The organism is Streptomyces muensis (genome assembly GCF_021474425.1).
GTDB classification, from domain to species: domain Bacteria; phylum Actinomycetota; class Actinomycetes; order Streptomycetales; family Streptomycetaceae; genus Streptomyces; species Streptomyces muensis.
Genome location: NZ_JAKEIP010000318.1, coordinates 1 through 8276 on the forward strand (window position 1 = coordinate 1; position 8276 = coordinate 8276).

Here is an 8276-nt window from a genome sequence, read left to right on the forward strand (position 1 = left end):
GTGAGGGGGTGGGCGGGCGGTGCGAGGTCGAGCAGGGCGTAGACCTCGGTGCGCAGGCGCTCCACGGCATCGCCGGGCGGCGCGAACGCGGCCCGGGCCGCGGCCTGCCCGGGGCCCGGCCGGTACGCCCGCAGCGCGTCGGTGATGTCCGCGCCGTGTTCCAACCGCGGTATGCGGCCCAGCAGTACGTCCATGGGGCTGCCGGGGATCAGCTCGCCGCCGCCCGGGTGGACGCTCACGATCGGGCGGTCCTGGGCGGCGCAGCAGTACAGGGCCGCCGACCCGTGGTCGGTGACCGCGGCGTCGGCCGCGATCAGGACCGAGGCCCACTCCTCGTACGGATCCGGGAGGACCATCCCCGCGTCGAGGGCTGGCGCCAGGCGTTCGGTCAGTTCGTACGTGCCGAGAAGGCTGCGCTCGTTGGGATGGACCACGAGTGCCAACTGGTATTCGTCGTACGGAAGTTGGGCCGCGAGCCGGGCGGGCAGTCCGGGGCGTCGTCGGAGGAGCGAGTCGGGGCCCCAGGTGGAGAACAGGACGATCAGCTTGCGCGCCCCGGTGTTCAACGCCGCCCGGTAGCGCTCGCGGAGGGGGACGGAGGCGAGGACGCGTTCCAGAGTGAGGTCGCCGATCACCTTCGCGCGGGCGGCGGCCTGCGGACTCGTGGCGGCGAGCCGCGCGACCTGGTCGGGATGGGCCAGGGCGTGCAGGGCTATCTCGGCGTCGGGTTCGGTGCGTCGCAGATACGCCGGGTCCAGCCCGGATGCCGAGTCCGCCGAACCTTCGCCGGGGAGCGACTTGTTGAAGCCGGCGCCGTGCGGCAGGAGGACGTGCGGGCCGCGCAGCAGCCTCAGGTCGCCCTTCGGGCTCGCGGCGACGACGAGGTCGTGGGTACGGCCGCACGCTTCGCTCCACGGCACCGTACGGCCTCCGGCGGCATCGATCGCGCAGAGGGCGTCGGCTCCGAAGTCCGAACCCGGGGCGAGGGTGAACAGGCGGGTGATCCGGTCGTCACCGGAGAATACGGGGACGGCGTCCAGCAGCCGATACAGGGCCACCGCCGACCGCGCCACGAACAGAACCGCCCGTCGCCCGTCGCCCGTCGCCCGTCGCCCGTCGCCCGTCGCCCGTCGCCCGTCGCCCAGTTTACTGGGAACCGGCGGGCGGGAAGTGCTGTTTCCGCAGGTCGGAGCGGGTTTGTTCGCGTCGGCGGGCGACATGATCCGATCCTATCGCGCACGTGTTCACGGATCGCCGAGAGTGATCCACGCCGCACATTGGGCAAGGTGGTGTGGCCTGTCGGGGCTGATCGCGAGGATGGCGGCATGAGTGACTGGGGAATCGCCCTGATCGCCGCGGGATCGGCCATCGCGGGCAGTGTGGTGACCGGCTGGTACGCCCGCGGTGCCGGTATCCGGCAGGCCGAGGCGGCGCGGCACGCGGGCGACCGGCAGGCCGAGGCACTGCTCGAATCGGTTCGCATGACGCTCAGCGCCGAAGCAGGTCACCGTGAGTTCGCCCGCCGCCGCCAGGTGTACGCGGAGTTCCTCGGAGCCGCGGAGGCCAGGATCCTCACCGAACGGACCGGCCGGGGGCATACCGACGACGACGTCCTGCTGCAACGTGCCCTGGGGCACGTGCTCCTGGAAGGGCCGCCCGATGCCGCGGCGGCGGCCCAACATCTCGTCGACGGTCTACGACGCCATGAGCGGCCGGGCGAACTGGCGAGCGCGAAGCAGGCCTTCGTCTCGGTGGCCCAGGAGTGTTGCCGGCCCCGGTGATCAGTTGACCGTCGCAGGGCTCCTGCTTGGATGCCGGACTCGCTGCCCCGCCGACCCAACCCCTCCCTTCAACTCAACTACTCGGCACCACACGGACGTTGACCCGCCCCACCCGGCCCAGCAGAATGACCCCGCACTCGTGAGAGCGCTCTCAAAGCCTGGCAAGGGAGACCCATGAACGGCATGACCGGCGTGAACGGTGTGAGCGGCGTGACCCGTATGACCGACGGACAGGACCAGGACCAGGGACAGGGACAGGGGCAAGGGCGACGCCGGGCGGTCAGTCGGCGGGGGCTTCTGGGGGCCGGTCTCGGGGCTGTGGTGGTTGGCGTGGCCGGGGCGGGGGCGGCCCGGGCCGAGGGGGCCGTCGGTGGTCAGGTTCGCGCGGTCTCCGCCCCGCGCCGCGGTCACGCCTTCCTCGCCGCCGCCATGGACGCCTACCCCGACCACGGCAGGGTCCGCCTCGCCCAGAGCTACGCCGACCAGGCCGGTCTGTTCAGCACCGCCTTCACCTACGACAACGCCCTCGCGATCCTCGCCCACCTCGCCGCCCGTACCGCTGACGGGCGGGCCCGGGCCAAAGCGCTCGGGGACGCGCTGCTGTACGCGCAGGAGCACGACCCGGCGTACGACGACGGTCGGCTGCGGCAGGCGTACAACGTCGGGCCGTACACCTTCTACGACGGCTCGCTGCAGCCGGACGGGTTCGTGAGGGCGGACGGCAGCGCCAACGTGGGGACGCAGTTCGGGTTCACTGGGACGGCCGTGGGGGACATGGCCTGGGCCGGGATCGCGCTGAGCGCGCTGGCGGGGCGGACCGGGGAGCGGCGGTTCCTTGCCGGGGCCGTGCGGATCGGGGAGTGGATCGAGCGGAACGGGCGTACCGACGAACCTCTCGGCGGGTACAAGTTCGGGGTCGACGGGGCCGATCAGAAGCTGCCCTTCACCTCCACCGAGCACAACACCGACCTGGTCTGTCTGTTCGGGCGGTTGGGCTGGCTGACGGGGGACGGGGTCTGGCTGGAGCGGCGTGCTCGGGCCCGGGCGTTCCTCAGCCGCGTGTGGGACGCGGAGGGTGGGTTCTTCTACACCGGGACCAACGACGGGGTGACCGTCAACAAGTCGCCGATTCCCGCGGACACCCAGACCTGGACCTACCTGGCTCTCGACTCCCGCGCCCATGCCCGTTCGCTGGACTGGGCCGCGCGCGAGCTGGCCGTCCTCGACCACGCCGAGCGGCGCAACAGCACGGTGCCGGCGGGGCAGTCGTACGAAGGTGTCACCTTCAGTTCGGCCGGGCTCCTCGCGAACGAGGACGCCCCGATCGCCGACGGCCAGCCCAAGCCCGACCGTAACGGCGTGTGGTTCGAGGGGACGGCGCATCTCGCGCTCGCCCTGCGGGAGCGGCACGGGCGCGGGGACGAGGCGCGGGCGCGGCGGCTGCTCGACTCCATCGAGCGGGCGCAGGAGTTGCTCGGGAGCGGTCAGACCGTCGGCGGGCGGGCGCTTCCCGAGCGGTCCGGGGTCGTGTCGGCCAGCAGCCCGCTCGATACGGGGTTCGGGTTCGGCTACTACCCGTACCGGCATCTCGGGGCGACCGCCTGGTATCTGATGGCGGCCGTGCGCGCCAACCCGCTGCGGGTCTGACGGCGCGTCGGTGGAGGACGGCGCCTCAGCCGCGTCCGCCGCCCGCCGCCAACCCGCCCACGATGAAGCGCTGGAAGAGGGCGAACACGCAGACCACCGGGACGCTGATGAGGGTGGCCGTGGCCATCAGGGCGCCCCAGGCCGTGCCGTGCTGCCCGACGAAGGCGTTCAGCAGGACGGTGACGGGCTGGACGTCCGGGCCCTCGGCCAGAGTGAGGCCGAACAGGAACTCGCCCCAGCCGATCAGGAAGCACAGCCCGGCCGTGGCGACCAGGCTCGGCGCCATGACCGGCAGGACGACCCGCAGCAGCACGCCGGGCAGCCCGCAGCCGTCGACCAGCGCGGCCTCCTCCAGTTCCGGCGGGAAGGACCGCAGCACCGGGCGCAGCACGATCACCGCGAAGGGCAGGGTGAGGGTCGTGTCCGCGGCGATCAGACCGAGGTGGCTGTCGTCGAGACCGGCCCGGCGCTCCAGGATGAACAAGGGCGCCGCCAGCACGATGGCGGGCGGCAGTTGGGCGACCAGCAGGGCCAGCACCATCGTGCCCGAGCCACGCATCCGGACCCGGGCGAGCGCGTAGGCGAGCGGGACGCCGAGGACCAGGGTGAGGGCCACCACGCCGCTGGAGATCACCAGGCTGTTGAGGAGGGCCCGGGTCAGGCCCGCGTAGTCCAGGGCCGTCCGGTAGTTCTCGGTGGTGAGCGGGGTGGGCAGCCACTGCGGGGTCGGGGCGAGGATGCGGTCCGGGCGGGTGAGGCTGGTCTTGGCCATCCAGTACACCGGCAGCAGGAACGCCGCGGTGATCAGGGTGGCGACGGCCGTGAGCAACCAGGGGTGACGGGGAGGTTTCACGTGGAACCTCCCACCGCGTCCTCGCGGCGCAGCCGGCGTACGTAGAAGACGCCCGTGAGCAGCGGTACGACGAGCAGGAGCAGGCCCGCGGCCGCGCCTTCGCCGAACCGGAAGAAGCGGAAGAACACCTCGTAGACGTAGAGGGACAGCACGCGGGTGGCGTCGACCGGGCCGCCGCCCGTCATCACGAAGATCAGGTCGAAGACCTTGAAGGTGTAGAGCAGTCCGAGCAGGAGGACGGTCACGGCGACCGGGCGCATCAGGGGCAGGGTGATCCGGCGGAAGCGCTGGCGGGCGCTCGCTCCGTCGAGGGCGGCGGCCTCGTGGAGCTCTGGGTCGATGGTGTGCAGGCCGACCAGGAGCAGAAGCATGTTGAAGGGCACGCCGACCCAGATGTTGGCGAGGATCACGCCGGCGAGTGCGGTGGACGGGTCGGTGAGCCAGTCGTGCGCGAGGGCGTCCAGGCCGACGGCCCTGAGCAGCGCGTTGTATGCGCCGGACTCCGCGTCCAGCAGCCAGCGGAAGAGGGTGCCGCTGACGATGGGCGGCAGCAGCCAGGCCACCAGGAGCAGGGCGCGCAGCAGGCCGTTCAGCGGGAACGGGCGGGCGAAGAGCAGGGCCAGGGCGAAGCCGAGGGTGAACTGGAGGACCAGGGAGCCGATGGTGAAGAGCAGCGACAGGCGTACGGAGTGCCAGAACGCCGGGTCGTCGAGGACCACGCGGTAGTTGTCGAGGCCGTTGAAGCGTTCGGCACCGCCGAGCAGGCCGCTCAGCCGGACGTCGTGCACCGAGGTCCAGACGTTGTAGAAGAGCGGGTAGGCCAGGAACAGGGCGAGGAAGGCCAGGCCCGGGAGGCAGAAGAGGTAGCCGGCGCGGCGGCGGCGCGCGGAGGGGCCGTGCATCGGGCCTGGGCCGGGCGGCGGGAGTCCGGCCCTTCTGCGGCGGATCTCCTGCGCGAGGGCCTGGCGCCCTCTCACCGCTCGCCCAGGGCCTTGTCGATCTTCCCGGCCGCCGTCCGTGCCGCGGCCGTGGCGGCCGCCGAGCCGGTCAGTACGGCCTGCTCCGCCTCCGCGACGGCCTGTGAGGCGTCGGCGTAGTGCGAACCGTACTGGCGTGGCCGGGCCAGGGGCAGCTGGCTCAGGAAGAGCCGCAAGGCCGGGTCGGAGGCCCAGGCGCCCCGGTCGGCGAGGTCCTTGCGGGCGGGCAGGTTGCCGAAGGAGACCAGGTACGGCGTCAGCACCGACGGGCGCTGGGTGTACTCCAGCACCTCCCACGCCTTGTCCAGATGGTCGCTGCTCGCCATCAGCACCCAGTTCTCCCCGCCCAGACAGGTGGCCGCCTCCTTGTCGCGGGGCAGGGCGACGACCGCCCAGTCGAAGTCGGCCTCCTTCAGCGTGGGGATCTGCCAGGGGCCGTTGATCTGCATCGCCGCACGCTGGTTGAGGAACCGGGTGTTGACGTCCTGCTGGGTCCAGCCGACGCACTGCTCCGACAGGGAGCCCTTGGCGACCAGGCCGTCGAGGAAGGACAGGGCGGTGGCGCCGTGGGTGGCGAAGGTGTCCAGGTCGCCGCCCGCCTGCCACAGGAACGGCAGGAACTGGAAGACGCCCTCCTCGGTCCTGATCGCGCTCAGCGCGAGGCCGTACCGGTCGCCCTTGGTCAGCCGCTCGGCTGCGGAGGCCAGTTCGTCCCAGGTGGTGGGCGGTTCCACGTCCGCGTCCTGGAGCATCCGGGTGTTGTAGTACAGGGCCAGGCAGTTGCTCTGATTGGGGATGCCGAGCGTTCTGCCGCCGACCTGGCAGCCGTCCCAGGGCCCCTTGTAGTACTGCCCGGCCTGGCCCCACTCCTCGACCCGGTCGGTGAGGTCGGCGAGCAGATCGCTGCCGCCGAGGGTGTTCATGGAGACGTTGTCGACGATCGCGATGTCGGGCAGGTCACCGGAGATCGCGCCCAGGGTGATCTGCCGCTCCAGCTCCGCGAACGGGAACGTCCGCCGTTCGATCCGTACGTCCGGCACCCCGGCCTCGATGTCCCTGATCAGCCGGGTCATGCCGGGCTGGAAGTTGTCCAGCGTGAAGTAGTCCCACCAGGTGAGGGTGGTCGTGCCCGGCGCGTCGGAGCCGCCGCAGGAGGCCAGCGCCCCGCCGGCGCCGAGGGCGGCGGCTGCCGCGCCGACGGTACGCAGGAACCGGCGGCGGTCGACCGGGTACGGCATGCTCCCCTCCCGGGGTGTTCGAGGTACTGGCTCGGCATACCTCGGCGTATCAGAAATCCAGGTCGAAATCGGGGAATTCGGGCTCGGGTTCCGCACCGGGCACCGGATGGCACCGTCCCGTACTGGCCCGCAGGGTGATCAGCGGCTTGAGCAGGATGTGCCGGGGGGTCGAGCCGGGGGAGCGCAGGCGTTCCACCATCAGCTCCACGGCGACCCGGCTCATCTCCTTGGCGGGGATCTCGGCCGCGGTCAGCTGCGGGGTCACCTGCTCGGCCCAGGGGCTGGCCGCCACCCCGACGACCGAGAAGTCCCGCGGCACGCTGCGGCCGTGCCGGGTCAGGCCGCGGTAGACGCCCTCCAGGGCCGCCTCGTTCATGGTGACCAGCGAGGTGGTCGCCGGGTCGTCCGCCAGGATCCGCGCCACGACCTCCTCGCCCGAGGCGAGGTCGTCGCCGCACAGGTAGGCGCGCGGCTCGTGGCCCAGGTCCGCCATCGCGGTGGTGTAGCCCTCGTGGCCGAGCCGGGCGAAGCCGTAGCCGACGTTGAACAGCTGCTCGGGGCGGTTGACGAAGGCGATCCGGCGGTGGCCCAGGTCGGCGAGGTGCCGTACGCAGCCGCTCGCCAGCCCGGCGAAGTCCAGATCGACCCAGCCGGCCTCGTCGCAACGGTGGTTGCGGCCGATCGCCACGAACGGGAAGCCCGCCGCGGTCAGTTGCTCGACCCGGCTGTCCTCGCGGCGGATCTCCATCACGATCACACCGTCGACCTGTGGGGTATCGCCGGCCCGCAGCGCATCGTCGGCCCGCAGCGCATCGTCGGCCCGCGGCGCGTGGTCGGCCCGCGGCCCGTTGCTGGCCTGCGGGGTGACGCGGCCCTGAGATGCATCGTGGCCGTGAGGTGCGCCGCCGGCCTGCGGGGCATCGTGGCCCTGAGGTGCGCCGCCGGCCCGTGGGGCATCGTCGGCCTGTGGCACGCCGCCGGCCCGTGGGGCATCGCTGGCCTGTGGCACGCCGCCGGCCCGTTGCGCTTCGCCGCCCTGAGATGCATCGCCGGGCCGTGGGGCATCGTGGCCCCGAGGTGCACCGCCCGCCCGTGCGGCATCGTCGGCCCGTGGCGCGCCGCCGGTCCGTGGCGCATCGCCGCCCTGAGGTGCGCCGCCGGTCCGTGGCGCGTCGCCGCCTTGAGGTGTACCGCCCGCCCGTGCGGCATCGTCGGCCCGTGGCGCGCCGCCGGTCCGTGGCGCGTCGCCGCCTTGAGGTGCGCCGCCGGTCCGTGGCGCGTCGCCGCCTTGAGGTGTACCGCCCGCCCGTGCGGCATCGTCGGCCCGTGGCGCGCTGCCCGCCCGTGGCGCTTCGCCGCCCTGAGGTGCGCCGCCGGTCCGTGGCGCATCGCCGCCTTGAGGTGTACCGCTGGCCCGCAAGGCATCGTCGACCCGTGGCGTGCCGCTCGTCCGTTGCGCTTCGCCGCCCTGAGGTGCGCCGCCGGTCCGTGGCGCATCGCCGCTCCGAGGTGCACCGCTGGCCCGCAGGGCACCACCGCCGCCTGGCGCATTGTTGGCCCGTGGCGCATCGCCTCCCCGCAGGGCATCGTCGGCCCGTGGCGCATCGCCTCCCCGCAGGGCATCGTCGGCCCGCGGCGCATCGCCTCCCCGCAGGGCATCGTCGGCCCATGGCGCACCGCCGGCCCGCAGGGCACCGCCGCCGCGTGGCGCATCGCCTCCCCGCAGGGCATCGCCGCCCGGCAGGGCATCGCCACCCCACCGCGCCCCATCCCCCTGCGG

Annotated in this window: 6 protein-coding genes and 2 pseudogenes; 3 read left to right on the top strand and 5 right to left on the bottom strand. The window is 72.9% G+C overall.

Annotation, left to right across the window (positions count from 1 at the left end; translation table 11 throughout):
• Nucleotides 1–1220 (bottom strand): annotated as a pseudogene (locus L0P92_RS39155) (hypothetical protein); the annotation flags it as partial.
• A 105-nt stretch (nt 1221–1325) separates the two neighbouring features.
• On the opposite strand from L0P92_RS39155, the gene L0P92_RS39160 reads away from it, so the two are divergent.
• Together L0P92_RS39160 and L0P92_RS39165 are read left to right on the top strand one after the other, a co-directional pair.
• Nucleotides 1326–1781: a hypothetical protein gene (locus L0P92_RS39160; RefSeq protein WP_234767905.1), complete on the top strand. Its 456-nt coding sequence runs from the start codon at nt 1326–1328 to the stop codon at nt 1779–1781.
• Nucleotides 1782–1964: 183 nt separating this feature from the next.
• Complete coding sequence (locus tag L0P92_RS39165; protein WP_372497403.1) at nt 1965–3428, top strand: Tat pathway signal sequence domain protein; 1464 nt, start codon at nt 1965–1967, stop codon at nt 3426–3428.
• A 25-nt stretch (nt 3429–3453) separates the two neighbouring features.
• On the opposite strand, the gene L0P92_RS39170 is transcribed toward L0P92_RS39165, so the two are convergent.
• From L0P92_RS39170 to L0P92_RS39185, 4 genes are read right to left on the bottom strand one after another with little or no spacing between them, the layout of a single operon-like run.
• On the bottom strand, nt 3454–4281 hold the full coding sequence (locus L0P92_RS39170) for a carbohydrate ABC transporter permease (RefSeq protein WP_234767906.1): 828 nt from the start codon (nt 4279–4281) through the stop codon (nt 3454–3456).
• Nucleotides 4278–5258 carry a carbohydrate ABC transporter permease gene (locus tag L0P92_RS39175; protein ID WP_234767907.1) on the bottom strand — a complete coding sequence of 327 codons (981 nt, stop codon included), beginning with the start codon at nt 5256–5258 and terminating at the stop codon, nt 4278–4280. The genes L0P92_RS39170 and L0P92_RS39175 overlap by 4 nt, the downstream gene beginning before the upstream one ends.
• Nucleotides 5255–6496 (bottom strand): ABC transporter substrate-binding protein, encoded by a 1242-nt coding sequence (locus L0P92_RS39180; RefSeq protein ID WP_234767908.1) that lies wholly within the window; start codon nt 6494–6496, stop codon nt 5255–5257. Before L0P92_RS39180 ends, L0P92_RS39175 begins: the two co-directional genes overlap by 4 nt.
• 49 nt (nt 6497–6545) lie before the next feature.
• Nucleotides 6546–7469 (bottom strand): LacI family DNA-binding transcriptional regulator, encoded by a 924-nt coding sequence (locus L0P92_RS39185; RefSeq protein WP_234767909.1) that lies wholly within the window; start codon nt 7467–7469, stop codon nt 6546–6548.
• 480 nt (nt 7470–7949) lie between these two features.
• On the opposite strand from L0P92_RS39185, the pseudogene L0P92_RS39190 reads away from it, so the two are divergent.
• A pseudogene (locus L0P92_RS39190) lies at nt 7950–8276 on the top strand (hypothetical protein); the annotation flags it as partial.

Bases quoted from the DNA above. Each gene is read 5' to 3' on its own strand.
- L0P92_RS39180 (WP_234767908.1), bottom strand. From the start codon at position 6,496: ATGCCGTACCCGGTCGACCGCCGCCGGTTCCTGCGTACCGTCGGCGCG.
- L0P92_RS39165 (WP_372497403.1), top strand. From the start codon at position 1,965: ATGACCGGCGTGAACGGTGTGAGCGGCGTGACCCGTATGACCGACGGA.
- L0P92_RS39160 (WP_234767905.1), top strand. From the start codon at position 1,326: ATGAGTGACTGGGGAATCGCCCTGATCGCCGCGGGATCGGCCATCGCG.